The sequence below is a fragment of the Microbulbifer elongatus genome (assembly GCF_020524885.1).
GTDB classification, from domain to species: Bacteria; Pseudomonadota; Gammaproteobacteria; order Pseudomonadales; family Cellvibrionaceae; genus Microbulbifer; species Microbulbifer elongatus_A.
Genome location: NZ_JAIVKJ010000003.1, coordinates 205,395 through 230,595, shown reverse-complemented (window position 1 = coordinate 230,595; position 25,201 = coordinate 205,395). Strand labels below are relative to the sequence as shown.

The 25,201-nt window shown below is 56.1% G+C and carries 18 protein-coding genes; 11 read left to right on the top strand and 7 right to left on the bottom strand.

Annotation, left to right across the window (positions count from 1 at the left end; all coding sequences use genetic code 11):
- Nucleotides 1-12: 12 nt before the first annotated feature.
- From LC059_RS12970 to LC059_RS12955, 4 genes are read right to left on the bottom strand one after another with little or no spacing between them, the layout of a single operon-like run.
- Nucleotides 13-783: an SDR family NAD(P)-dependent oxidoreductase gene (locus tag LC059_RS12970; protein ID WP_226704296.1), complete on the bottom strand. Its 771-nt coding sequence runs from the start codon at nucleotides 781-783 to the stop codon at nucleotides 13-15.
- 14 nt (nucleotides 784-797) lie between these two features.
- Entirely contained in the window at nucleotides 798-1,970 is a 1,173-nt protein-coding gene (locus LC059_RS12965) for an acyl-CoA dehydrogenase family protein (protein WP_226704295.1), read from the bottom strand.
- Between the two features lie 10 nt (nucleotides 1,971-1,980).
- Complete coding sequence (locus LC059_RS12960; RefSeq protein ID WP_226704294.1) at nucleotides 1,981-4,134, bottom strand: 3-hydroxyacyl-CoA dehydrogenase NAD-binding domain-containing protein; 2,154 nt, start codon at nucleotides 4,132-4,134, stop codon at nucleotides 1,981-1,983.
- Nucleotides 4,135-4,172: 38 nt separating this feature from the next.
- A complete protein-coding gene (locus LC059_RS12955) occupies nucleotides 4,173-5,381 on the bottom strand; it encodes an acetyl-CoA C-acetyltransferase (RefSeq protein WP_226704293.1) in 1,209 nt (402 codons plus the stop codon).
- 481 nt (nucleotides 5,382-5,862) lie between these two features.
- Here LC059_RS12955 and LC059_RS12950 point away from each other — a divergent pair, with 481 nt between their 5' ends.
- Both LC059_RS12950 and LC059_RS12945 read left to right on the top strand, forming a co-directional pair.
- The gene (locus LC059_RS12950) at nucleotides 5,863-7,038 is read left to right on the top strand and encodes an efflux RND transporter periplasmic adaptor subunit (protein WP_226704292.1); all 1,176 of its coding nucleotides are present in this window, start codon (nucleotides 5,863-5,865) and stop codon (nucleotides 7,036-7,038) included.
- A 13-nt stretch (nucleotides 7,039-7,051) separates the two neighbouring features.
- On the top strand, nucleotides 7,052-10,213 hold the full coding sequence (locus tag LC059_RS12945) for an efflux RND transporter permease subunit (RefSeq protein WP_226704291.1): 3,162 nt from the start codon (nucleotides 7,052-7,054) through the stop codon (nucleotides 10,211-10,213).
- Nucleotides 10,214-10,312: 99 nt separating this feature from the next.
- Here the strand turns inward: LC059_RS12945 and LC059_RS12940 are convergent, their stop codons facing one another.
- Nucleotides 10,313-11,590 (bottom strand): metal-dependent hydrolase family protein, encoded by a 1,278-nt coding sequence (locus tag LC059_RS12940; protein ID WP_226704290.1) that lies wholly within the window; start codon nucleotides 11,588-11,590, stop codon nucleotides 10,313-10,315.
- A 253-nt stretch (nucleotides 11,591-11,843) separates the two neighbouring features.
- On the opposite strand from LC059_RS12940, the gene LC059_RS12935 reads away from it, so the two are divergent.
- Nucleotides 11,844-13,223 (top strand): Na+/H+ antiporter NhaC family protein, encoded by a 1,380-nt coding sequence (locus LC059_RS12935; RefSeq protein ID WP_226704289.1) that lies wholly within the window; start codon nucleotides 11,844-11,846, stop codon nucleotides 13,221-13,223.
- 325 nt (nucleotides 13,224-13,548) lie between these two features.
- On the opposite strand, the gene LC059_RS12930 is transcribed toward LC059_RS12935, so the two are convergent.
- Nucleotides 13,549-14,400, bottom strand: a complete 852-nt coding sequence (locus tag LC059_RS12930) for an SIS domain-containing protein (RefSeq protein ID WP_226704288.1) — start codon at nucleotides 14,398-14,400, stop codon at nucleotides 13,549-13,551.
- Nucleotides 14,401-14,632: 232 nt separating this feature from the next.
- On the opposite strand from LC059_RS12930, the gene LC059_RS12925 reads away from it, so the two are divergent.
- The 8 genes from LC059_RS12925 (at nucleotide 14,633) to LC059_RS12890 (ending at nucleotide 23,668) form a co-directional block, all read left to right on the top strand.
- Nucleotides 14,633-16,249 (top strand): sodium:solute symporter, encoded by a 1,617-nt coding sequence (locus LC059_RS12925; protein WP_226704287.1) that lies wholly within the window; start codon nucleotides 14,633-14,635, stop codon nucleotides 16,247-16,249.
- A 19-nt stretch (nucleotides 16,250-16,268) separates the two neighbouring features.
- Complete coding sequence (locus LC059_RS12920) at nucleotides 16,269-17,156, top strand: BadF/BadG/BcrA/BcrD ATPase family protein (protein WP_226704286.1); 888 nt, start codon at nucleotides 16,269-16,271, stop codon at nucleotides 17,154-17,156.
- A gap of 109 nt (nucleotides 17,157-17,265) precedes the next feature.
- Entirely contained in the window at nucleotides 17,266-18,243 is a 978-nt protein-coding gene (gene murQ, locus LC059_RS12915; protein ID WP_226704285.1) for an N-acetylmuramic acid 6-phosphate etherase, read from the top strand.
- A gap of 73 nt (nucleotides 18,244-18,316) precedes the next feature.
- The gene (locus LC059_RS12910; protein WP_226704284.1) at nucleotides 18,317-18,997 is read left to right on the top strand and encodes an ABC transporter ATP-binding protein; all 681 of its coding nucleotides are present in this window, start codon (nucleotides 18,317-18,319) and stop codon (nucleotides 18,995-18,997) included.
- Complete coding sequence (locus LC059_RS12905) at nucleotides 18,985-19,956, top strand: HlyD family secretion protein (protein WP_226704283.1); 972 nt, start codon at nucleotides 18,985-18,987, stop codon at nucleotides 19,954-19,956. The genes LC059_RS12910 and LC059_RS12905 overlap by 13 nt, the downstream gene beginning before the upstream one ends.
- A complete protein-coding gene (locus LC059_RS12900) occupies nucleotides 19,953-21,035 on the top strand; it encodes an HlyD family secretion protein (RefSeq protein WP_226704282.1) in 1,083 nt (360 codons plus the stop codon). The genes LC059_RS12905 and LC059_RS12900 overlap by 4 nt, the downstream gene beginning before the upstream one ends.
- Nucleotides 21,032-22,258 (top strand): efflux RND transporter periplasmic adaptor subunit, encoded by a 1,227-nt coding sequence (locus LC059_RS12895; protein ID WP_226704281.1) that lies wholly within the window; start codon nucleotides 21,032-21,034, stop codon nucleotides 22,256-22,258. The genes LC059_RS12900 and LC059_RS12895 overlap by 4 nt, the downstream gene beginning before the upstream one ends.
- A gap of 93 nt (nucleotides 22,259-22,351) precedes the next feature.
- Nucleotides 22,352-23,668, top strand: a complete 1,317-nt coding sequence (locus tag LC059_RS12890; protein WP_226704280.1) for an ABC transporter permease — start codon at nucleotides 22,352-22,354, stop codon at nucleotides 23,666-23,668.
- Between the two features lie 28 nt (nucleotides 23,669-23,696).
- On the opposite strand, the gene LC059_RS12885 is transcribed toward LC059_RS12890, so the two are convergent.
- Nucleotides 23,697-25,178 carry a serine hydrolase domain-containing protein gene (locus LC059_RS12885; RefSeq protein WP_226704279.1) on the bottom strand — a complete coding sequence of 494 codons (1,482 nt, stop codon included), beginning with the start codon at nucleotides 25,176-25,178 and terminating at the stop codon, nucleotides 23,697-23,699.
- Nucleotides 25,179-25,201 lie beyond the last annotated feature (23 nt).

Genomic DNA, 25,201 nt, shown 5'->3' with positions numbered 1-25,201 from the left:
TACCCGTACCGATCAACGTGGTTGCATGCGGATACCAGCATCCATGCGAATGCACTCGCCGTTGATATAATCGTTCTCTACGATATGTGCTGACAGGGCGGCAATTTCACTGGTTTTACCCAGTCGCTGGGGAAACACTGTGGAAGCTTCCAATGACTTGTAATAGGACTCTTCCACGGCTTCGAACAATGGGGTGTGGATCAACCCCGGAACTATGGTGTTCACGCGGATACCGTAGCTGGCCAGCTCGCGCGCCATGGGAAGGGTCATGCCAACCACTGCGCCTTTGGTTGCGCTGTAGGCTACCTGACCAACCTGACCTTCATAGGCCGCAACAGAGGCAGTGTTGATGATAACGCCACGCACTCCGTCTTCGTTCACCGGCTCGTTCGCTGCCATGCGCTCGGCGGCGAGGCGTGCCATATTAAAAGTACCCACCTGATTGACCATGACCACTTTCATGTAGCTGTCCAGGGGATGCGGGCCGTTTTTTCCGTAGGTTTTGCAGGCTGAGCCAATGCCAGCGTAATTATTGAGAATATGCAGTGCCCCGAAGGTGTCGATCACCTGGGTGACAGCCTCTGCCACCGACGCTTCATCAGCGACATTCACCTTGCAAAACATGGCGCGCTCACCTAACGATTCTGCAAGTGCCAGCCCCCCATGTTCATCCAGGTCAAAAATCGCCACATTGGCACCGTCGGCAATATAACGCTCGACTGTAGCCTTGCCGAGACCAGACGCTCCGCCAGTAACAATGGCTGTTTTATTCTTGATATCCATAGAAATTTCCTCACTCAAAGTCTGTCGACAAACGGCTTGTAATCCTGCTGCAGGAACTCCCGGCTGATCAGCAGTTTCATCACTTCAGAAGTACCTGCGTAGATGCGGGTAATACGCGCATCGGTGTACATACGGGAAATTGGGTATTCGTCCATATAGCCGGAACCGCCATGTAGTTGTACCCCTTCATCCACAACACGGCACAGAAGCTCGCTGGTAACCAGTTTGGCCTTTGCTGCATCCACCGCGCTCAACTCACCAGAGTTCACCGCAGCCACACACTGGTCGATATACACCTGCTGCATATCCAGATCCGCCCGCAATTCCGCCAGCTTGAACTGGGTGTTTTGAAAGTCGGCAAGGGTACGCCCGAACATCTTGCGCTCGCGCACAAATTCCAGCGTGATATCAAATGCCTTTTGGGCTGCAGCAATAAATTCCGTGGCGGCGATAAGACGTTCTTCGGCCAGTGCTTCCATCAGGTGCGAAAAACCCTTGCTTGGATCACCGAGCACATTTTCTTTTGGTATGCGTACGTTGTTGAAAAACAGCTCGGCAGTATCCTGGGCCTTCTTGCCCATCTTTTTCAGGTTGCGGCCACGCTCGAAGCCCTGCATACCTCGCTCCACCAGAAACAAGCCGATTTGCCGAGGGTTGTTTACCGGGTCAGTCTTTGCAGCAACGATAATCAGGTCCGCATTGATACCATTTGAGATAAAGGTCTTGCTGCCATTCAGCAAAAAGTGATCCCCCTGATCGATAGCCGTTGCGCGCATACCCGCCAGATCACTCCCTGCATCCGGCTCTGTCATGGCAATGGCGAGAATGGTATCGCCACTGACGCAACCCGGCAGAAAACGCTGCAACTGTGATTCAGTACCGAAGCGCTTCAGGTAAGGGCCCACCAATCGGCTGTGCAGGGTCGTGTACCAGTCACCCGTGAGCGCATACTGGTTCTCTTCGATAATGATCTGTTCGAAACGGAAATCATCATCACCGAGGCCACCGTACTGTTCATCCGGCCATACCATAAGGAAGCCCATTTCCCCCGCCTTGCGGAACGCCTGTCGATCGACGATGCCTGCCTCGCGCCAGACCTCCATGTAAGGCAGGATTTCGTCTAGTAAAAACTTGCGGTAGGCGTCCCGGAACATCACCTGTTCTTCGGTGAAATTTCTCTTAAGCATTCCAGCGCCCTCAACGGAAGACCTGACATTTGTCCAGGGTTTCCTGAACAATGGACGGCGGCAGGAAGCGGTCGCCGTACTCCGCCGCGAGTGCGTTGGCGCGGTCGATAAATCTCTGCAGGCCGTAGGTGTTTACAAACTGAATGAAGCCGCCAGTCCACATGGGGGCGCCGATACCCAACAGTGAGCCCACATTGCCGTCTGCCACGCTGCGCAATACGCCTTCCTGCAGACATTTCAAGCTTTCAACTACCTGACGGAACAGCAGTCGGTCCTTGATGTCGTCGTTGGGCAGGGACACATCGGCGTTGAAGTACAGCTCGTAGAGTTTCGGCCAAACCTGCTTACTGCCGTCTTCTGCGTATTCGTAGTAGCCGCCGCCGTGATACCGACCACCACGGCCAAACTCGCTGATCAAGCGCTCACAAACCTCGATATTGCCGCTGTTATCCCCCTTACTGCCGAGCACACCCATCTCACGATGAGTTTCCGCGGCTTTGCGAGTCAACTCCTGACTCACTTCGTCCTGAATGGCGAGCGGGCCGACGGGCATCCCCACCTGTTTGCCCATGGCATCAATCAGTACCGGGTCTACCCCTTCCACCAGCAGGCGCGCGCCTTCATCAAGGAAGGTACTGAATACGCGGGAAGTGAAAAAGCCCAGTGAGTCATTCACCACAATCGGGGTTTTGCGAATCTGTTGGGCGTAATCAAAGGCCTTGGCCAGGGTTTCGTCGCTGGTCTGTTCACCGCAGATAATTTCAATTAGCGGCATCTTGTCCACGGGCGAAAAGAAGTGGATACCGATAAAGTTTTCCGGCTTCTTGCTCACTTCCGCCAGCTGACTGATGGGTAGCGTCGAGGTATTGGAGCCGAAGACACCGCCATTGGTGAGGAAAGGTTCCGCTTCCTGGGTGACTTTTGCTTTCAGCTCGATATTCTCAAACACCGCCTCGACAATCAGGTCGCAGCCCTTCAGGTCTTCGTAGCTATCGGTGGCCTTGATCCGGTCCAGCAGCTGCTTCTTGTCCTGCTCGGAAGCACGGCCACGATCAATTTGTTTGTCCAGCAGTTTTGCAGAGTACGCCTTGCCTTTCTCTGCCGCTTCCACGCTGATGTCTTTCAGTACCACCTCGATGCCACTGCGGGCGGAGGCATAGGCAATCCCTTGCCCCATCATGCCCGCACCAAGGATGCCGACTTTTTTCACCAGGAACTTTTCGACGTCTTTCGGGCGGCTGGCGCCACTCTTGACACTGTTCATCTGAAAGAAGCCTGTGGTGATCATATTCACCGCCTGCGGGGTGGTGATCAGATAGGCCAGCGCGCGGGACTCGTAGCGCAGAGCAGTATCGATATCCACGGTTACCGCCTGGGCGGCTACATCGAGAATTTTCTCCGGCGCCGGCAGCAAACCTCGGGTTTTCTTGAATAGCATGGCCGGGGCGCTGGAGAGAATGGCGCTGACCTTGGGGCTCCAGATATCACCGCCGGGCACCTTGTGACCTTTACAGTCCCAAGGTTGCTGGGCGGAGTCGGGATTCTCGGCAATCCATTTTTTCGCAGCACTAACCAGATCTTCGGTGACCTCGACCAGCTGATCCACCAACCCTGCTTGCAATGCGTCCTGGACTTTCATGTGCTTCCCTTCCAGCAGGATTGGCAGCGCCTTTTCTAGACCCAACATGTGAATTAAGCGCACCACACCGCCGCCGCCCGGGAGCAGCCCCAGTGTCACTTCCGGCAGTCCAATGGAAACCTTTGGGGAGTTCCACGCAATACGATGGTTGCAGGCCAAGCAGATTTCCAGGCCGCCACCAAGGGCCGCACCGTTGATTGCCGCCACTACCGGTACCGGTAGTTTTTCCAGGCGACGCAGTGGCGCCTTGACGCCGCTCTCGATCATTTCAAACTGCTCTGGTTCTCCGCCCGGCGCCACGCTGCAAAGCGCTTTCAGGTCCCCACCGGCAAAGAAGGTACTTTTGGCAGAGGCCAGCACTACACCGCTCAGGCCCTTTTCTTTCTCCAGCCGGTTCAGGGTTTCTGCCATACCCTGGCGATACTGCTCATTCATGGCATTGACCGGGCCATCCAAACCCATGGTAACCGTCACTACACCCTTGCTGTCTTTGTCGTAAATAAATCCGTGGAATTTCTCAGCCATTTTTCTCACCGTAAATATTTGTCGTTAACCGAAATGTTTTACATACGTTCGATAATGGTGGCGATGCCCTGACCACCGCCCACACAGAGCGCGACCAGGCCGCGCTTCAAGTTGCGACGCTCCAGTTCATCGAGCATGGTGCCTACCAGCATCGCGCCCGTTGCCCCCAGGGGGTGCCCCATGGCAATTGCGCCACCATTTACGTTGGTGATTTCGTGAGAGATATCCAGGTCCTTCATAAACCGCAGTGCAACCGCGGCGAAGGCTTCATTGATTTCAAACAGGTCGATATCGGCAGTGGTCATACCGGCTTTTGCCAGTGCCTTCTTTGCCGCTGGCCCCGGTCCAACCAGCATGATGGTTGGGTCAGTGGCGAGTACTGCAGTCGCCACGATACGACCGCGGGGCTTCAAGCCAAGATCCTTGCCCGCCTGTTCACTGCCGAGCAACACCGCCGAAGCGCCGTCGACGATGCCGGAGGAATTGCCGGGGGTATGTACGTGGTTAATAGCGGGCAACTGGGGGTATTTTCGCAGCATCAGGTCATCGAAACCGATACCGCCCATGGGTGCAAAAGACGGCTTCAGTTGACCGAGAACCTCCAGGGTAGTGTTCGGCTTGATGAATTCATCCCTGGCCAGAATAGTCATACCGTTCAGGTCTTTTACCGGCACCACTGACCGGTCAAAGTAACCTTCATTCTGCGCTTTGGCCGCGCGCTGCTGGGAGACGAGCGCGTAGCGGTCAACATCTGTGCGATCCCAGCCTTCGATAGTGGCGATGGTGTCGGCACCGATGCCCTGGGGTACCGCACCGTCGTGCACATTCACTTCCGGATCGTTCAGCCAGGCCCCACCGGCAACCCCCATTGGCACGCGGGACATGGATTCCACACCACCGGCAACCACCAGTTCTTCCCACCCGGAGGCTATTTTCATCGCGGCGATGTTAACGGCTTCGAGACCGGAGGCGCAGAAACGGTCGAGTTGCACGCCGGCAACGCTCTCGTGCCAGTCAGCGAACTGCACGATGGTCTTGGCTATGTCCCCGCCCTGCTCACCGACCGGGGAAACACACCCCATTACCACGTCGTCTACACGGCTCGTGTCGAGGTCGAAGCGCTGCTGCAACTCACGCAACAGGCCGGCGCCCAGTGCCACAGGTTTGACCTCGTGCAGCGAGCCATCTTTTTTTCCCTTGCCCCGCGGAGTTCGAATGGCGTCGTAAATGTAAGCGGTATGAGTCATCGCTGATTCCTATTATGTCGAATATGCCGAAGTAGCTTTTGCAACTAGAAAGATGAACCTTTTAAGCATTATCGTGCGCGCAAACATGCCCCAACAAGAACATACCGCACCTTAAATTGACATTTTGTTCCCAAGGCACACTATTGTGCGAACGCGAAAATGACCACCCAGATCAAGGGTAATTCCGTGCGGTTGGCACAAATCCCGTCGATAGCGCACACGAACCAGCAGAGCGCCCAATTCACGTGCCACACTTGCCTTAACTTAGGCATCCAATTCCACTTCGAAAAAATTTTTCGCCCTCCCTGCATCCAAATTCTTGTCCCGACCGGTCAATACCAACGTTGGCAAAGGTATTCACCGCTGAACCCACTCCTTCTGGCTCCACTCCATTGTCAGGCACTGGGGATCCGGTGTTTTATGGACACCACAAACCAACGGGACTGTTGGCGTAAAATTAAAAACAGGCAAGATCAGATCAATGAACAAGAAATATTTGAATGCGGCAGCACCGGTGCTGGTGCTCGCACTCGGGTTTGGCGCGGTACAACTCATGTCTGCCTCCAAGCCCGCACCGGAGAAGAAAGAAGAAGAGCAGCGGCTGATCTCTCTCGCCTTCACCGAGGCCAGGGAAGAGAGCGTACACCTGAGTGTCAGTACCCAGGGGGTAGTCCGCCCGCATACGGAAATTGATCTCACTCCGGAAGTTTCCGGCCGCATCGTGTCTGTCGCCCCAGGCTTCGCCGAGGGTGCCGGATTTGAGCCCAATGAAGTCCTGATCCAGCTGGACGACTCCGATTACCAGCTCGCCCTTGCGCGCGCGGAGGCCGGGGTGGCGCAGGCCGAAGTCCTGCTGCTCCAGGCACAGGCCGCAGCCACCATCAAACGACAGCAGTGGCTCGACCTGAACCCCAACAAGGAGCCCACCCCCCTTCAGGTCAACAAGCCTCAGGTCCTGGAAGCGGAGGCCAACCTGCGTTCCGCAAAGGCCGAGCTTGCGGATGCAAAACTGAACCTGGCGCGCACCAAAATCCGCCTGCCATTCCGCGGGCGTGTTGCCAGCCGGGATATCGGTGTGGGCCAGTACGTGACCTCCAGCACGGTACTCGGTCGCGTCTTTGCCACAGACCGCGTGGAGATTCGCCTCCCACTGACTGATGCCCAACTGCTGGAACTGGACTTGCCGATGGGCTTTGTCGCCAGTAAAGGAAACCCCGGCCCGTCTGTGTCGCTGTCGGCACAGATCGGTGCCGACATGCAAAACTGGAGCGGCCGTATTGTCAGAACACAGGCGGCGGTGGACCAGCAGACCCGCCTTATCTATGCGGTCGCAGAAGTTCAGGACCCCTATGGTGAAGGTGCCAGTAACGGCACGCCGCTCGCGGTAGGACTGTTTGTTACTGCAGAGGCGGAAAGCACGCAAGAGCGCACCGCTGTGGTAGTCCCTCGACAGGCGCTGCGCAGTGCCGACAAGGTCTATGTGGTGGATGAAAACGATCAGCTGGATATCCGCACCGTAGACGTGTTGTCGACCTCCTCGCACCGGGTGGTCCTCGCCGGAGGACTTGCCGATGGCGAGCGTGTTGTGACCTCCCCCGTCGCCAATGCGGTGGATGGAATGCAGGTTCAACCCGTCACTCACCTGGCAAGAAACTAACGGAGCCCAGCAAATGAACAGTTTGATTGCATGGTGGGCGCGCAATCCCGTTGCCGCCAATCTCGCCATGATTTTTATTTTCGTGGCGGGCGTGATTGGATTTAAAAGCATGGAGCGGGAGATGGACCCGCAGGTGCGCTTCCCGGGGCTTGAGATCCGGGTTTCCTGGCCCAGCGCCGCGCCACAGGAAGTGGAAGAACAGATTGTCGCCCGCATCGAGGAAGCGGTGAGCGACATGGACAACATCGAGTGGGTGCGCTCCTCCTCGTCCGAGGGCTCCGGTGAAGTCTATATCCTGGCCGAGAGCAACGTGGACTTCTCACGCTTTATGAACGACGTAAAAATCCGCGTCGACGGCATTTCTTCGTTCCCGCGAGATATCGAACCGCCACAGGTTCACCAGTGGGTAAACCGCCAGGAGTTTATCCGGGTAGCAGTGCACGGTGACCTTGGTGAGCGTGAGCTGAAGCGACTGGCAGAACAATTGCGACGCGAGGCTGCCACCCTGCCCGCAGTTTCCTTGGTAAACCTGTTCGGCACTCGTATGGAGGAAGTCTCCATTGAGGTTAGTGAAGAGGCCCTGCGACGCTACGGCATGACCTTTCAGCAGGTGGCCGATGCTATCCGCGCTAGCTCCATCAACCAGTCCGCCGGCACGGTGCGAACCGATGTCGGCGCCTACCAGCTGAAAGTCCGCAACCAGGCCGACTCAGAGCAGGAATTTGGCAATATCATCGTGCGACAGACCGCCGATGGCGGCACGATTCGCGTCGCTGATGTGGCCAATGTGGTGGACGGGTTTGAAGACAATGAAATCCTGGCGACCCTGAACGGGGAGCCGGCGGTGCTGCTGCAGGTAATGAGCACCGAGACCATGGACATTCTCACGGCCTCCGATTCTATCCGTAACTGGATCGCCAAGCGGAATGACACACTGCCTGCCGGGGCCAAGCTCACCCTGTGGACCGACAATGCCGAGGACTTCAAAGGTCGCCTCGAGACCATTGGTTCCTCAGCATTTTTGGGCCTGTTTCTGGTACTCCTGGTACTGGTATTCAGTCTCCGTCCCAAAGTCGCTTTCTGGGTTGCCTTCGGTATTGCCACAGCTTACGCGGGCGCATTTGTCCTGCTGCCTAGCGTGGGTGTATCACTCAACATGCTATCCACCTTCGCGTTTCTGCTGGTGCTCGGAATCGTGGTGGATGACGCGATTGTGGTGGGTGAAAGCATTCATTCGGAATCCCACAACCCGGAGCACGGTCTTGACGAGAAGGGCCGTCTCGGTGCGGCAGTACTCGGTACCCAGCTGGTTGCCAAGCCGGTAATCTTTGCCGTGGTCACCACCATCTTCGCGTTCCTGCCATGGATTTTCATTAGTGGCTCTACCAGCGAATTCACCCGTCATATCACCTGGGTGGTGATTCTCGCGCTGTTGTTTTCGCTGGTCGAATCCCTGTTTATCCTTCCGGCGCACCTGCGCAACCTGAAACCGCGCAACGAATCCGAAAATACTCTTGGCCGTTTTGGCCGCATCCAGAAAGGCATTGCCGACCGCATTGTCTATTTTGCCCAGAAACACTACCGCCGGATCGGCCAGTGGGCGGTGGATCGCCGCTATCTGACCCTGAGTATCTTTATCGCGGTGATGATGATTGGCTTCGGCATGTTCGGTAGCGGCTGGGTGAAAAAAGGCTTTATGCCGGAAATCGAATCCGACGAGGTAATCGTCAACGTGGTTATGCCCGAAGGCGCGCCCTACAGCCGTGCGCTGGAGGTACTGGCACAGCTTCAGGACGCGGAGAAACGTCTCGAGGAAGAAGTGAACCAGCGCACCGAGGGCAAAGGCGTACTGATCGAAAACTGGTATACCCGCTCCCGTCGCGACAGCGTGATGGCCATTGTCAAACTGGCGCCACCGGAACTGCGTGACATGTCTGCCAAGGACGCCGCGCTGCGACTGCGCGAGCTGCTCGGGGATATCCCGGACGCGAAAGAAGTATCGGTGCAGTACTCGTTCAATAATAGCGGCCCCGGTTTCGAACTTTCCATTCGCCACCCCGACCTCGACGTGCTGCGGGCAGCTACGGCGAACCTGGAAGAGAAATTGCGCTCCTACGAAAGCCTGTACGACGTACGCAACAACCTGGAGGGTGCCTCGGAGGAAATCCGTATCGAACTGAAACCCGGTGCGACAAAGCTTGGGCTTACCCTGGCCGATGTAAACCGTCAGGTGCGCCAGGCGTATTTTGGTGAAGAAGTGCAGCGGTTGCCCCGCGCAGGCCAGGACGTGAAGGTCATGGTGCGCTACCCGCTGGAGTCACGCCGCTCCATCGAAAGCCTGAAAGACTTCCGCGTTCGCACCGCCGACGGCCGCGAAGTGCCGCTGCTGGCCGTAGCGGACCTGCACTATGCCCCGGGTATCAAACGCATCCAGCGCTGGAACGGCAACCGCGCAGCACGGGTGATGGCTGACCTGAAGGACGATGTGCGCGGCGAGATCATGAAGGACCTGGATGAAAACTTCTTCCCGAACTGGGAAAAGCGCTACCCGGGTATTGTTCGCGGCGCCGTGGGCCAAGCTGAAGGTGAAAAGCGTTTTATCCAGGAAGTACTCGGTTTGTACATCATGGCCTTCTTCGGTATGTACAGTCTGCTGGCAATCGCCTTCCGCAGCTACTCACAACCGATCCTGATTCTGATCGCCATCCCCTTTGCCTTCGTCGGTGCAATCTTTGGCCACGCGGTAACGGGCATGACCATGGCGATCTTCAGCTACTTTGGCATTGCCGCAGCGGCGGGTGTGGTGGTTAACGACAACCTGGTATTGATGGATCACTGCAACCGCCTGCGGGCAAAAGGTATAGAGCCTTTGAAAGCCGTGGTCGAAGCTGGCGTTGCACGCTTCCGCCCCATCCTCCTGACCACCGTAACCACCATTGTGGGGCTGCTGCCAATGATGATGGAGCGGAGCATTCAGGCCGCATTCCTTCAGCCGATTGTCGTCGCGCTGGCTTTCGGGGTGCTGATTGCGTTTTTTGTAACCCTGCTGCTGGTTCCGGCGCTATACAGTATCGGGGTTGATATCCGTAATCTCGCTGCCCGCACAGTGTCTGGAGCGAAGAAAGGCCTTGGCAGCGAAGCTGAGCCGGTAGTGCAGCCAAGCCAGGTCAATTAACAATACCGACCCTACAAACAAACTGCGCAAACAAAAAAAGGTCCGGACTCATGTCCGGACCTTTTTTATTGAAAGGTGTTTTTCAAAAACACGAATACGTCAAAAGTTAGCAGTGGTGTTTTTGAAAACCTCACCATCTTTCATCACAAACTGGACCCGCTCCAATACGGAAATATCTTCCAAGGGATTACCTGGCACCGCCACAAGATCTGCGATCTTGCCGGGTTCAATGCTGCCCAGTTCACCCTGCTTACCCAGCAGCTGTGCTGCATTGATGGTGGATGCCTGCAATGCCTGCAGGGGCGTCATACCAAATGTCACCATGCGGGAAAATTGCCTCGCATTCTGGCCGTGGGGATAAACTGCCGCATCAGAGCCAAACACCATTTTCACACCCGCCTCGACCGCCTCGCGGAAACTTTCGCGTTGCTTGCCACCGACGCGACGCTCCTTTTCCAGGCTTTCCGGCAGAATGCCCGCCTTCTCTCCCTCGGATAGGATGTACTCGGTTACATAGATATCCATGGACAAAACGGTTCCGTGTTTTTTCGCCAGCCGAATGGTCTCTTTATCCAGAAAACTCGCATGCTCCACAGAGTCAACGCCCGCACGGATCGCGGCCTTGATCCCCTCGGTCCCGTGGGCATGGGCCGCCACAATCGCGCCGCGGTTGTGAGCCTCAGTAACCGCAGCCTGCATTTCCTCTAACGCCAGCTGCTGAGCCCCAGGTTCTGTCCCCTTGGACATAACACCACCAGTGGCACACAACTTGATCAGGTCTGCACCGTATTTGAAATTGTTGCGCACTTTGGCGCGCACTCCCCAGGGGCCATCGGCAACGCCATCCCCGGCGACTTCGTACTCCGCGGGTAACAGGTTGTTGTCGCAGTGCCCACCGGTGATCCCGATTGCGGGCCCGGAAACAAACAGCCGCGGGCCGGGGATATCCCCGTCGTTGATCGCGTCTCTCAATGCGACATCCGCGTACCCGCCCGCACCAAGGTTGCGCATGGTGGTGAAACCGGAGTCCAGGGAAATACGTGCGTTTTTCGCACCGGTCAGCGCGGAGCGGACGGTGGAAACCGCCAGTCCACGGTAGCCGTGATTATCCGCATCGCCCGTGAGATGCACATGCATATCCATCAGTCCCGGGATCAGAGTAGCCCCGGGAAGCCGGATTGCATCATCAGGGACGTCACCATTGGCTGTGACCGATGTAATCCGGTTCCCGTCTACGGCGATTACCGGTGCGTCAATCACCTTGCCCGATGCCACATCGATCATCCGATCCGCAGTGATGTGCGTGACGGCGAGGGTATGTGTTGAAATCAGGCCTAAACACAAGGCAGATCGACAGATATAAGCTTTTAAAGACATGCTTGCCCCAAGATAGGTTTATTGAAAAATAGGTTTATTGAAAGATACGTTTATTGAATGTTTGTAATTCGGGTTTTACCCCGATTTAAACGGAGTGTCACCTGTGCGGTTATAGCAACCGCTGCAATTTCCTCGCCACAAAGTTATTAGCCGACGCCAGCTATACTGTTTAGAATCCGCGCCCTTTCCACTAGCGCAGCAACCTCAAAGTGCCCTCGCTAGCCCTCCAGAATATGCGGTCACAGCGGTATCCATGACTCACCAATCCCCTGCCACGGCTTCAGCCACGTCCCCCACGCCATCAGCACTTGCCCTGCTGCCCCTACTGCTATTTCTCTCACTATTTGTAGGTGCAGGCCTTTGGTATCAGGCCCAGGGCACAGACATGGCGTTTTATCAGGTCTCCGCCCCGGTGGCGATTCTGCCGGCAATCGCGCTGGGGATCCTGCTGGCACAAGGGTCGCTGAGCCGACGTATCGACACTTTTATTCACGGTGTTGGTGACCCGACCATCATCACCATGGTGCTGATCTACCTGCTCGCCGGTGCATTCGCAAGTGTTGCCAAGGCCGTCGGCGGTGTGGATGCCACGGTGAATATCGGTTTGAGCGTAATTCCCCCGACACTTGTCCTGCCCGGGTTGTTTCTGATCACCGCATTTGTCGCCACCGCCATGGGCACGTCCATGGGTACTATCGCCGCTATCGCCCCTATCGCGGTAGGCGTCAGCGATGCGACGGAACTGTCGATGCTACTTACCATCGGCACCGTGGTGGGCGGGGCCATGTTTGGCGACAACCTGTCCATCATTTCCGATACGACCATCGCCGCCACCCGTACCCAGGGGGTAAAAATGCGGGACAAGTTCCGCATGAACCTGCTAATCGCCCTGCCCGCAGCCATGATCGCATTAATCTGGCTATATTTTGCCGGCACCACCGCACAGGTTACCGCGCCTGGTGACTACGAGATGATAAGGGTGCTGCCCTATATTCTGGTGCTGGTCCTGGCGGTCAGCGGCGTGAATGTACTGCTGGTGCTATTTATCGGGATTATTCTGGCCGGCGCGATCGGCTTGGGGTTGCAGTCAGGCTATTCCATCGCGTCCTTTTCCAAAGACATTTATGCCGGCTACACGGGCATGCAGGAGATTCTGATTTTGTCGCTGATGATCGGTGGGCTAGGTGCCTTGATGCGCGCCGGTGGCGGACTTGCCTGGCTGGGCCAAAAAATCGATCAGGTCAGCCGGTTCGGCAGCCGCGGAAAACCCGGTCGCAAAACCGGTGAGCTGGGAATCAGTACCGCCGTGGCGCTGACGAATGTCTGCACCGCGAACAATACCGTTGCTATTTTACTGACGGGCCAGCTGGCCAAAGACATGGCCGAACGTTACGGCGTCGACCCCCGTCGCAGCGCCAGCCTGCTGGATATCTACTCCTGCACGGTGCAGGGATTACTGCCTTATGGCGCGCAGGTTTTACTCGCATCGTCCCTGGCAAAAGTTTCACCACTCGCCCTGGCAGGGAGCATTCACTATTGCTGGTTACTGGGAATCAGCGCGCTCATTTCCATTGTCACCGGACTCTACAGCGGAAAACAAAGGCAGGGTAAAGCCAAACTACAGTACCGCTAATCCGCAAATGGGGCTGCTCACTGGCGCAACGCAGTGATTGGGATAGCGAAAGTGGGATGAGGCGAGAATTAGAAAAACCGGGGGCACCAGGGCCCCCGAAGCCAATTCAAACAAAGAGGAAACCAGAATTGGAATACAAGGTGAACTGCCTCCAACCGCCACGAAAGGTCCCGAAGCGGTCGAGACAATGATTCGCAGCGCAGGACACTCGCTCTCTCGAAAAAACGAATAATCACAAACTCCGCGAATAAACGGAATATATTATTCCTAAAAAGACAAATCAACCCTCTTCGGGAAAGCGTGGCAAATTTATTGGGTTCGCTATCTAACTTTGCTGCCGCAGTACTTTTACGGCCTGGCGGCTGCGTTCGAAGAGCTCGTTGGCTTGATTGTCTTTTTGCGAGATAAGAATAAACAGAAGATCCGTGATCATAAATTGTGCAGTTCGCGCGAGAATGGAGGAACTGCGTGCCTCTGACTCATTGGCAACACAGTACAGGCTGAAGGTGCTCAACTCGGTCAACGGGTTTCGGGTAAAGCGCGTCAGCGTCAATACATCGGCCCCCTGAGCCGCACCGGCCTGCGCAACCCGCACCACCTCCTGAGTAACGCCGGACTCAGAAATAGCAAATACCAGGTCTCCCGGCCCCAAAGTCGCCGCATTGGCCACCTGCACATGGGTGTCGCTCTCGATCAAAACCGATTTCCCCAGCTTCATCAGCTTGTAGGCAACGTCTCGCGCGACCAATGACGAGGCCCCTACCCCGAACAGTAAAATACGCTTGGCGTTGCGCAGTGCATCTGCTGACTGGACCAATGACTGTTCAGAGTTCGCCATTACCGTTTCGTTCAGGGCAATGTTTTTCCGGCTGATCAACTTCTGGGCGACCGTCGCCAGGTCGTCATCGGATGCAATGTCGCCATGAATCGCCTGCGGTAGCATGGCGGAACGCGCCACGGACTCACTCAGCGATAACTTGAAGTCAGAGTACCCCCGATAGCCAAGCTTCTGGCTGAACTTCACCACGCTCGACTGCGAAACGCCAACCTGCTCGGCCAGTGACTTGGAAGAGTGCGAGCGCACTATTTCCACGTTCTCCAGAAGAAAGTCGGCAATCCGCCGCTCGTGGTTTGACATCGAGTCGCGCATAGCGCGGATTTTAGCCAGGGATCCCATAACTGCGGCCTTTTTTGACGTAGCGAGTTTCAATGCGAGAAAAGTGAAAAGCGCCCTCAAACCGGGCCCATGATCGAACGCTTGGAATAGCAATCAGGTTAACACTATCGGTGCCACCGATGGAAAATGCTTTGCACCTCATAAGAATAAATGATAACAATTGTGCAGAATAACTGGAATAAATAATTATCCAGCACCGAAAGCGGCTGGGGAATCAATTGGGTGTTAACGGATGGAACTGCAGTTTACCGGCTTGGACTGGGGAATTTTCGCGCTTTACCTGGCAATTTTGGTCGTATCCGCGTGGTTCTTCAGCCAAAGCCGCTCAAAAGATAGCCGCGACTACTTTCTCGCGCATAACAGCATGCCGATGTGGATGGTCGCCATTTCCACCCTCGCCACCACCCAGTCCGCGGCCACTTTCCTCGGCGGACCCGACCTGGGATACCGCGGAGATCTCACCTATCTGTTCACTAATGTGGGCGCGATCATCGCCGCCATCATTGTTGCGCGGCTATTGATTCCCCGCTTTTACTCCAGCCGCGTAACCACCGTTTATGAATTACTGCAATCTCGCTACGGCGGAAAAGCAAAGCGTCGAGCAGGAAGTATCTATCTTCTCGGCCGTGTCTTTGCCAGTGGTGCTCGCCTGTACATGGCCGCAATCGCGGTGTCGATGATCCTGTTTAACGACATCGCCGCCGACCATGTTATCACCGCCGTGGTGCTGCTGACCGCCGCAGGTTTGCTGCAAACACTGATCGGTGGCGTGCGCTCGGTGATCCAGAGCGATGTGATCCAGTGCATGGTATATGTCAGTGCGGCCCTTGCAGTTGTGGCGGTATTACTCGCGCAGATTCCCGCCGATATGGGGCAAATTCTGTCCGCACTGAGTACACCACAAGATGGCGGCACTTCCAAACTCGCACTGGTGGATACCAGCTGGAATCTCAGCGACCCATTCAACTTGTGGGCAACACTCACAGGCTTCGTGCTGCTGAACATCGCCGCTTTCGGCCTCGATCAGGACGTGACCCAGCGTATTCTCACCTGTAAAACGGCCCGTGATGGCGCGCGTGCAGTGCTCTATTCCGTGATGATGGTGGTGCCGGTAATGGCCGTTTTTATGGGCATCGGGCTGCTGCTGCATATCTTTTACCAGAATCCGCAATTGATGGCCGGAGCCGCCGTATCCGAACCAACAGGTGGGGATATCACTGTTTTCATGCACTACGTCCTGCATGAAATGCCTGCAGGCCTCCGTGGCCTCGTCACTATCGGCGTTATCGCAGCTGCGCTTTCTACCCTGAATTCCAGCCTGAATTCCATGGCCAGTGTTCTCACCGAGGATATTTACCGGCACTGGTTGCGGGAGCGCAACATCAACAAGTCCGACGCCCACTTTGTGCGTGCAGGACGCTGGGGCATGGCGATCGTGGCCAGTGCACTGGGCGGCATGGCAATCCTGTGCTTTTTCTGGCAGCAGATCAGCGATCTGCCCTTGATTACGTTTGCACTGTCGGTAATGGTCTTCGCCTACTCCGGCTTGCTGGGTGTATTTTTCACCGCACTGTTTACCGCTCGCGGAAATGCCCGGAGTGTGGGCTGGGCCCTGGCAATGGGATTCCTCGTCACTCTGTTGCAGCAACCCTGGATGATCACCATGCTCACGGGGAACGAGCAGCCCCTGGTAATTGCATTCCCCTGGCAGCTTTGCCTCGGCACCCTGGTTTCATTCGCCGTGTGTAACCTCGGCAAGCCGATCCCCGAAGAAGCAACACAGGAACTGGCGAAAGCGAGGGCCGAAAACCCGACTGACTCCAAACAAATTCAACCCGATGCTGGCTAAGGAATAGCAAGGCAGGCAAATGATGAGTGCATATTTTCTAGGGATAGACGGTGGTGGCACCAAGACACTGGCACGGCTGGAGAGCCCGGATGGCAATGCCATCACGTTGAAATCCGGTGCCAGTTCCCTCACTCAGGATCTGGACGGTGCCATCAACAATATCGTTGGGATCACACGACAAATCCTCGCACGACGGAATATCCAGCCAAATTGTGTGCACCTGGCTTGCGGTGTGGCGGGAGCCGGGAACCCGAGCTCCGCCAAACAGCTGCAGCAGCGCCTGAGTGCGCTGGGGTTTCTGAATGTAGAGATCACCTCCGATGCCCGGACTTCGCTGCTGGGCGCAGGTGCCGGCACCCCCATAGTCATGGTCGCGATCGGTACCGGCTCCGTCGCCATGCGTCTCGGAAGAGATGGAAGGATTCGCCAATTTGGTGGCTGGGGGCTCGCAGTGGGCGACGAAGGCAGTGGTGCCGCCATCGGCAAAAGCCTGGTACGCGCACTGTTGTGGGAACTGGATAGTTACGGTCAGGCAAAGAGCGCACTGTGCCAGCAAATCATGCGCGAAGTGGGTGAGGATCGCTCTCGCATTCTTCCCTGGCTGCAGCACGCAGGATCAAGAGAGTATGCGGCACTGGCCCCGACCGTGTTTTCGCACCTTCCCAATTGCCATATTGCCCGGGAAATAATCGCGAAAACCGCCGCTGAGGTAGACCGTTTAATCGAGATGGCAAGCGATGGCGACGCCCTGCCCCTGGCGATTCTCGGAGGCCTTGCGGACAAACTGGGGCCGCATTTGCACCCCGATCACCAGCAACGACAAATACCACCGCTGGGCACCGCCCTGGATGGTGCCTGCATGCTGGCAAGGCAGTCGGCCACGCAGCCCAGCCTCTCGGAGCCTTAAAAAGCCACTCCGAGGCACCTAGCCTCTATTACCTGGCCCCTATAAGAAGTTGCATAACAAAACAACGCTATACCACATTGCGGCGAAGACACTGGAGTCCAATCAAGCCATGAACAAACAACTTATCAATGAGCTGGCCACCTTAGCCAGTGAGGCTCGCAATCCAGACACGCTGGATATCGACCTGTTATCCAGTGAAGAAATTCTGCAAAAAATAAACGCCGCAGACAGAGAAGTACCCGAAGCCGTGAGTCAGGAACTGCCACATATCGCTCGCGCGGTGGACGCTATTGCCGAGGCATTCAAAGTCGGCGCCCGCCTGATCTATATGGGCGCGGGGACCAGTGGCCGACTGGGAATTCTGGATGCCGTAGAGTGCCCGCCCACGTATGGTGTGAGTGAGGATATGGTGGTGGCGTTAATCGCCGGTGGCGAAGAAGCGGTTTACCGGGCACAAGAAGGAGCCGAAGACAGCTTTACCCTCGGCGGGGAAGACTTGCGCGGTATCAATCTCAGCAAGGATGACGTAGTCGTGGGGATTGCAGCAAGCGGACGCACACCTTATGTGATCGGCGGCCTGCGATACGCCCGCGCGCTGGGCTGCACCACCGTTGCGCTGTCGTGCAATAAAACCGCGGCCATCGCCGCTGAGGCGGAAATCGCCATCCTCCCGGAAGTCGGCCCGGAAATTCTCACCGGCTCCACCCGCATGAAAGCCGGCACCGCGCAGAAGCTGGTACTGAACATGCTGACGACCGCCAGTATGATCCGCATCGGCAAGAGCTTCTACAACCTGATGGTCGATGTGAAAGCAACCAACGAAAAACTGGTGAGCCGCACACGTCGTATTGTTATGGAGGCCACCGGAGTAGACCTTGAGGAGGCCGATCGCGTCTTAAGCAAATGCGATCACAACGCCAAGCTCGCCATTATGATGATTCTAAGTGGTCTGGAACGAGGGCCAGCCGAGACCGCCCTGTCTCAGGCCAGCGGATTCCTGCGGCGGGCCATCGAAAATGTGCGCCAGACCAAAGCCAGCCAAAGCGTCTCGAGTGTTGTGCAGACCGACGAAGAACTGGCAGTATAGTCCGGCAACCAATTTTACCGGCACGACATTCCGGTGGTCGCTTCACGAACAATAATATCCGGCAGGGAATCGCTTGATCACATTACGAAATCTCACCAGACATTACGGTGATGGCGATGTGCGCGTCACCGCGCTTGCCGGTGTGTCGCTCGATATAGAACGTAATGAGTTTGTTGCGATCATGGGCGCCTCCGGCTCGGGCAAGTCGACCCTGATGAACATTCTCGGCTGTCTCGATCAGCAGAGTAGTGGTGATTACCTGCTGGATGGACGCGCCATTGGCAGCTTCAGTGACGATGACCTATCGTCACTGCGCAATCAACATATCGGGTTTATCTTCCAGACCTTCCACCTACTACCGCGGCTCAGTGCCATGCGCAATGTGATGCTGCCCCTGCGTTACGGTCAGGTGGACGAGGTGATCGCAAAAGAGCGCGCCCGCACCATGCTGGAACGTGTTGGACTGGGACACCGCCTTGAACACAAGCCATTTGAAATGTCTGGAGGTCAGCGCCAGAGGGTTGCCATAGCCCGTGCACTGATCAATAACCCCAAGGTAATTTTCGCCGACGAGCCCACCGGCAACCTCGATAGTAAAACGTCCCTCGAAATTCTCGAGCTGCTCAAGGAACTCCACCGCGAGGGCCAGACCATCGTCATGGTCACCCACGAAGCGGAAATCGCCGAGCACGCACAGCGGGTTATCCGTATGAGCGACGGCGTCGTGGTGGAGGATTCACGATGCACCGTCTGACCCACACCCTACTCCCCTTGGCCGCCGCTTTTTGCATGGTGTCAGCGACAGTGCTAGCCAATAGCAGCCCGCTGCTTCTTTCCGGCGAAGTCCGTGCCCGCAACAGCCAACAGTTCATCGCCCCCATGACTGACAACTGGCGTGTGGAGCTACAGTGGTTGATGCCGGAGGGTCAGGTAGCAAATCCTGGCGATATCGTCGCGGTATTTGATGGCGCTGCCCTGCAGGGGCAGATCAACAGCGAGAACGTCGCGTTGATTACCGCAGAAGAGAAACTCCAGCAGGAGACCAGCAAGCATGCGCAAACGGTACTCGAGGCGGAATACGCGCTGGAGCGCGAGCAGCTGCTGCTGGAGAAAGCACAGATCGATGCAGGTATACCGCGCCAGTATCTGAGCCAGTTCGAACACGAGTCCTACCAGGTCAAGGTTATCGAGGCTAAAGCCAGCGTCGAGAAAGCCGCCGAGACACTGGCGCAGGCAAAGCTCGCGCGGGATGTCGCGCTGCGTAAACAACGTATTCAGATCGAGCGCTCCAAAGACCGAGTGTCTTTGTTGGAGCAGCGCCTCGCGGCCATGAGCCTGCAAGCAGAACGGAAAGGCCCGGTTATTTACGGCAAGCATCCCTGGAATGGTGAGCGGGTATTTGTGGGCATGACCGCGCAACCTTCGTGGGTAATCGCAGAAATTCCTTCCCTGCAGGACCTCTACATAGAATCCTGGCTACACGAGGTAGATGCGGATCGAGTGCAACCAGAGATGCGCGGACAGCTTGTTTTCGATGCGTACCAGCGACATCCACTCAAAGTTAGCCTCAGTCATATCGCCACACAGCCCCAGAAATTGCACGACTGGGGTCCGGGACTGTTCTATCAGATGGAATTCACTCTCGATCAACCCGCACCGTTTCAACTGTTACCGGGGATGGGCGCTCGTATTGAACTGGAGTCTCCAGAATGATTTCCAGCGCACATGCACTAATTCTATTCCCCTGCTCACGCCGGTTACTGCTGTCCGCAATGGTGGCATTGATTGCGGTTGGTTGCGCAGATTCCTCGCCACAGGCCACCGCTCCTGCTTCGGGGCAGCGCACCGCAGCGCTCACGATCACCGGCGAGCTTGAGGCCAGTCGCGCAGTCAAAGTGGCACCACCGTCAATTACCCGTATGTGGAATTACAACATCAAGACGATGGTCGCGGAGAACACCCATGTGGCCGAAGGTGATCTTGTGGTTGCCTTTGATGACAAACCGGTACGTGACAACCTTCGAGACAAGCAGGCAGAGCTACAGCAAGCGCGCAGCGAGCTGGAAAATGTCCAGCTGCAAGAGAGTCGCACCCAGCGGGATGATACGCTGGCGGTTGAGGAAAAACGCGCTGAGTTTGAAAAGGCACGGCGCAAGGCGGAAATCCTCGACCAGTCCATGTCACGCAATGAGCGTCGTAAAGCGCAAATTGATTTTAAAGTGGCTGAAAATGATCTTGCTCTTGCCCGCGCCTTGGCAAAACTACATCGCAAGACCGGTGCCCTGAACATTTCACTCGCCGAGCGCAAGGTGGAGCGGCTGGAGCAGGAAACTCAGGCACTGCAGGCGGAAGTCGACAAGCTCAAGGTCCACGCCAGTATCGCCGGCCTGGTGCAATACATCCCCAACTGGGAGGGAGAAAAACCCTCCGAAGGTGACTCCATTCGATTCGGCCAACCGGTGCTGGAAATATCCGATCTCAGTCAGATGCAACTACGCGCGCAAATTGACGAAGCGGACAAAACACGCTTCGCTCAAGGTGTAGCGGTCGACGTCGTCCTGGATGGCATTGCAGGCAACAGCCTTGTCGGTACCGTCGCCGAACTCGGGATCGTAGTGCGCGACCGTGCCCGCGGGGATCGCCGCAGAGTAATCGACATGCTGGTTACCGTTGAGACTGATGGAGAGACACTGAGACCAGGGATGACTGCGGCCATCAACCTCCCGGACAGTCTTGTAGCAGAGCGGGATGAAACCACGCAGAATCCGGCACTCGCGGAGGCAAGCCAGTGACTCCACGTTTAGGATCCCCGATTATTACACAACTCATGCTGGCCGCCCTTGCGATGACCGTGGGTGTTCATACCGGCTGCAGTAAACCCGCGCAGTCACAGCTGCTACACACGGTGTCGGTAAGAGAGCAGGCGGTTTTTGTGCCTGCCCATGGCGAGCTTGAAGCGACCCAGTCTACCGTCATCACTGCGCCCGTCTCCGGCCCGCCCAAATTTATCGCCTGGCTCGCGCCAGAGTTCTCCAGGGTAAAGAAGGGCGAGGTAATCGTGCGGTTTGGCGGTGAGCGTATGCAGGTAGACAAGCGCGAGGCCGAGGGTGAACTGGCATTATCACTGCAGGACCTGCGCGAGAAGAAAGGCGCACTGGATTCCGATCAGAACAAGGTGCTGCAAGATATTCAGCAAGTGGCAGCTGAAAAAGGCTTTGCCGAGCGTTTTACCGTAGATGATGAGCGCATCAAGTCTCGCCTGGAGATTCTCGACGACCAGTTGGACACCCGCTACCTCGGTGAAAAGCTGGATTTCCTCAGTTGGCAAAAAGGCCGTTTTGTGGAGACCGCCAAGGGCGAAATCGATGTGCTCTCCAGTCAGGAAAGCAAGCACCGGGAAAAACTACAGCGGCTGAACGAAGGGTTATCCGCGCTGGAAATCCAGGCCCCCCACGACGGGCTCCTGACCTACGAAGCGAACTGGCGCGGCGATAAACCCCAAGTAGGGACGCAAATCTGGCCGGGCCGCAAGGTCGGCGACCTGCCGGATATTCGCCAAATGCAGGCCCGCCTGTACGTCGCCGATCGCGAAGCCACCGGCCTGTCCGCCGGGCAACCCGCTACGCTATGGCTGGATTCGCTGCCGGAACAGCATTTCGAGGCAACCGTCGCGGAAGTGAGCCAAGCCCCCTCCACAATCGAACGCGGTAACCCACTGAAGTACTACGAGGTTTTACTGCAACTCGCTGAGCAGCAACCGGCACTCTTCAAACTTGGCCGCAGTGTCAGCGCACGTATTCAGGTGAGTTCAGCCGCGAAACGGCTCGAAATACCCGCTCAAAGCCTGTTCCAGGATCGCATCGGCAACTTCGTGCAGCGCTTTAGTGATGGTGAATTCCGCCGACAGGCAGTCACGGTAGGCACTCGCACATCGACACACGTAGAAATTACCGATGGGCTCTCCAGTGGTGATCAGATTGCACTGTTTGAGGTGAATACCACACTGGCGCCATAAACAGAGCCCGGAGCGGGCCCTAGAAAGGTGACCAGGGCCACACAGATTCCCACATCGCAACACGCGCAACATTCAATCAGCACAGCGAAAACCATGCGAACTACGACAGAACCTGCCCGCGCCATATCCTCAATGGCAGGGAAGCATCACCTCTCCGTACTGCGAAGTGATCTGCGCGCATTACTGGTCACGTTTCGCGAAGCGCTCGCCGAGCTCTCCCAGCACAAACTGCGCACGCTGTTGACCCTGCTAGGTATGATTTTTGGTGTGGGTGCCGTTATCGCCATGCTGAATATCGGCAAGGGTGCGGAGCAGGAAGCCCTGAGAATGATCGAAACCATGGGGCTGAATAACCTCATCGTCAAAAGCACAGACCTAGACAATGAGGACCTGTACGAGCAACGCAAGCAGACCAGCGGTCTCAGCCTGCGGGATGCTGAAGCCGCCCTTAGCACCCTGCCCTTCATAAAATCAGTAGCCGCACAGCGGGCCATTGATACCTACGCCGTATTCAGCGCTACCGGTAAAAGTACCGCGACTGCCACCGGGGTGACCCCGGAATATTTTCAATTGACGCCATTCCAGCTCGCCGGAGGCAGGCTGTTCGAAGATCAGGACACACAGAATCTTACTCAGGTGGCAGTACTAGGCGAAGAAGTCGCTCGACAACTATTCCCCGCGGGTAATGCCCTCGGTAACCAGATCAAAATTAACCACCTCTGGTTCGAAGTCGTCGGTGTTCTGGATTCGCCATTTGTTCAGGATTCCAATTTCGAGGGGGTGCAACTGGGCAGCGAGCGCGAGCAGATATTTATCCCCTTCGCTACAGCAACCCAGCGCTTTTCCCAAAAGAAACTGGCACCGGAAGTTACTGAACTCAAGTTCGAACTCATACCGGAAAGCGATGCACAACAGGCTGCCCGGGCCATCGCACATCTTCTCGACCGGCGGCACAATAATGTCGACGATTATGAGCTAGTCGTACCAGCAGCACTGATGGCACAGAAAATGGAAACCCAGACCATCTTCAATATCGTCATGTCTTGTGTCGCCGGCATCTCACTGCTGGTGGGCGGAATCGGCATCATGAATATCATGCTGGCAACCGTACTGGAACGCACCCGAGAGATCGGCCTGCTGCGTGCCGTAGGCGCAACGCAAAAGGACATCCGAAACCAGTACTTGGTCGAAAGTTTCACTATTGCCATTCTGGGCGGCCTGCTGGGCATTATCTTCGGCGTGATCCTGTCAGAGATCATTGCGCTTTATGCCGGCTGGGCGATTTCCTGGTCGCTGCAGGCCATACTGCTGTCATTCACTGTGTGCGCAGTGATTGGGCTTTTGTTTGGGGTTTATCCCGCGGTGAAGGCATCGCGCCTCAATCCAATTGAGGCGCTGCAAAGTGATTAGAGTGAATTCAGCTGCTCAGGATAATGTCTTACTTCCGGACAAACGGGGTTGAACCACCACCCTGGTGGAGCGTGAAATGATCTTTATCTGTGACCTCTAATACGATACCCGCGGGAGCGAACTCAAATTCACTGGCGGAACTGGCCGTCAGTGGAAACTTGCTTTGCCCAGTTGCCTGGCCAAACAACTGCCCCTCTTCAACAAAAAGCGCTATCTCCAAAGGCATATAGTCACTGCGATAAAGTCCAGAGATTTCCTCGGCAAGTGCAGCAGTTTGCTCGACGCTCGGAGCCAGTGTGAAATTCGGAATCTTAATGGGATCACCATAGGCTGCTGCCAGCAGCGCAATATTGATATCGTTATTGCTCACTCGGCTACCATTAGAGAAGACTGCAAATGCCACGTCGCCGTCGGGGAAATAACCCGCTACTGATGCATACTCGTCAATCTTGCCATTGTGCCCATAGCCCTTCCGCTCGTAATACGGAAACTCAAGGATTCCGGCGCCCAATTTCCCCTCTAGAGGCATAAGAACCTTGAGTGATGATTCGCCCAGGACATTGCCCCGCATGAGCGAGCGAAAATAGCTTGCCACTTCACTGGGTGTGGACACCATGGCTCCAGCGCCGCCAGGAACAGATGGGTCCGTGTAGGGTGCGGTTTCCCAGGCACCCTGCCAGCGGTACGAAGGAAAGAGAGAGGAATGTATTTTTCCTTGGCTTTCGCTACCTCGGTCAACGGGGTAAAACGTGAAAGCCATGTCCAGAGGTGCCGCAATGCGCTCTTGCAACATCACTGAGAACGGCTTGCCGGTAACCTCTTCGGCAATCATTCCCAGCAGCATATAGCCAGTGTTGCTGTACTTCTGTTGATCACCTGGCTCGAATTCTTTCGATAAAGATTCCAGTAACGCTAGCCGGCGCGCCTTATCCATAGACTCCGTATAATACGAAAAGTAATCTTCCCGATCGGTAAAGTTTTCCAAGCCGTTGCGATGAGTTAGCAAATACTCGATGGTAATTTTGGGAGCGTTCGCTATACCCGGGTACCAGCGATCGACCGTGTCTTGGAGAGAGATTTTGCCCTCTTCCACCAGCTGCATGACCAATGTGCTGGTGAAGGACTTGGTGATGGAACCAATATGATAAACCGGATGCTGCGGTTCACCCTGTACAGCTTCTGTTGTATCCGGTGCCTGTAGAGTACGCTGGTAAACGACTTCGCCGCCCACCATCAAAACGACAGACCCCAACCAGCGCTGATGTTGCTCGAGCGCATCGAAATAGCTGTCGAGCTGCTCGGTTTGTACATCAAGGGATGACTTTGATTCCAATGTTTCACTCAAAGTCGTCGCACTATCCGCAACGGAAACATCTGTCGAAGATTCTGAACCCGGTGGCGAGCAACCACCAAACAATAACGCGCTGGTCACCAGGAAACCGGCACTCACCGAACGTATTGACCGATGCGGTAGCCTGTTGAAAACGGATTCCCCATTCAAACTAGACATAATGTATTTCCCTGTCCTTTCAT